We start from the raw sequence: 1,385 nt of genomic DNA, 5'->3' as shown, positions 1-1,385 counted from the left end.
TGCTGCTGCGGGGGTGACCTTCGCCTTCAGCGTGGTCGCCTTGTTTGCGGTGGCTCCGGTGATCGGGGTGAGGGTGGTGGTGGAGGCGGTGCTGCCGGCGGGTGCGACGGTGACCTGCTGGGTGGTGGTGGATCCGGTGACGCCGTTGCGGCCGGAGAAGGTGGCGGTGATGGTGTGCTGGCCGTCCCAGCCGGGGGTCCACTCGTAGGTGATGGTGCCGTCTGCGCCCACCTGCACGGTGTCCATGTCGAACTCGTCGTCCTTGAAGGTGACGGTGCCGCCCGCTGCTGCGGGGTTGACCGTCGCCGTCAGGGTGGTGGCGGTGCCTTCCTTTGCCCCGGTGACCGGTGCGAGGGTGATGGTGGAGGCGACGCCGGCTGCGGTGACCGTGGTGGTCTGCGGCGCGGACTGGGAGGCGTTGGCGGTGTCGGTGGAGGGGAATTTGGCGGTGAGGGTGTGCTGGCCGGCGGTGGTGGGGGTCCACTGGTAGGTGCCGGTGCCGTTGGCGCCCAGGGTGTTTTGGCCGATCTTGGTGGTGCCGTCGTAGAACTCGACGGTGTTGCCGGTGGCGGCGCCGGTGACGGTGGCGGTGAGTGTGGTGGCGGTGCCGACCTTGGCTCCGGTGATCGGGTTGAGGGTGGTGGTGGTGTTGGCCTTGGTGACGGTGACGGCGGGGCCCTTGGTGCTGAAGTCGCTGGGGGTGCGGCTTCCGCTGTAGGACATGCCGCTGCCAAGTGCGGTGCCGAGGTCGCAGTCGGCGCCGACTGTGTACTGGGCGCTGAAGGTGGCGGGATCGTTCTGCGAGATGGTCACCTGGTAGCTGGTGGGGTTGAAGTCGCCGGCGACGAAGTCGGGTGTGATCTCGAGGTAGGGCTCGACGGGGTGGGTGCCGAGGTTGTTGGTGAGCTTGGCGGAGCCGGGGACGTAGGTCAGGCAGGAGTCGTGGTGGTCCTTGATCCAGCTGATTTTCTCGGTGTAGGAGTCGTTTCGTGCGAATTTGGTGCTGACGGTGATGGTTTCGCCGACGGCGGGGGTGGCGTTGCTGACGGTGCGGGTGAAGAGGGTGGTCCCGTTCCAGATGTCCCAGCTGATGGTGGCGGGGGCGGCGTTGGCGACGCCGGTGCCGAAGATGGTCAGTGCGCCGAGCGCGAGGGCGGTGGCGGCGACGGTGCGTGTGGTTGCTCGATGTGCCATGGGGGTTCCTTCACTTGGTGCGGCCATCAGCGTCGCCGCGGGCTGTGGGACCGGGGCTTCGGCGCCCGCGAGGGCTGGGCGCCGAAGCCCCGGGGTCAGGGGTGGTTTCCGTCTAGGAGCCGAAGCCGCCGAGGAGGGAGTCGAGGCTGCCGGCGCCGCCGGGGGTGGTGCCGGCCTTTGCGACGGTGACC

At 69.0% G+C, this 1,385-nt stretch carries 1 protein-coding gene; it reads right to left on the bottom strand.

Translation table 11 applies throughout. From position 1 onward, the window contains the following. On the bottom strand, positions 1-1,194 hold a 1,194-nt coding region (locus RM1_RS05430), incomplete at its 3' end, for an Ig-like domain repeat protein (RefSeq protein WP_072750344.1). Between the last annotated feature and the right edge of the window lie 191 nt (positions 1,195-1,385).

Origin of the sequence: Rhodococcus maanshanensis NBRC 100610, assembly GCF_001894865.1 — a bacterium.
Taxonomy (GTDB): domain Bacteria; phylum Actinomycetota; class Actinomycetes; order Mycobacteriales; family Mycobacteriaceae; genus Rhodococcus_G; species Rhodococcus_G maanshanensis.
This window is presented reverse-complemented; position numbering and strand designations above follow the sequence as displayed.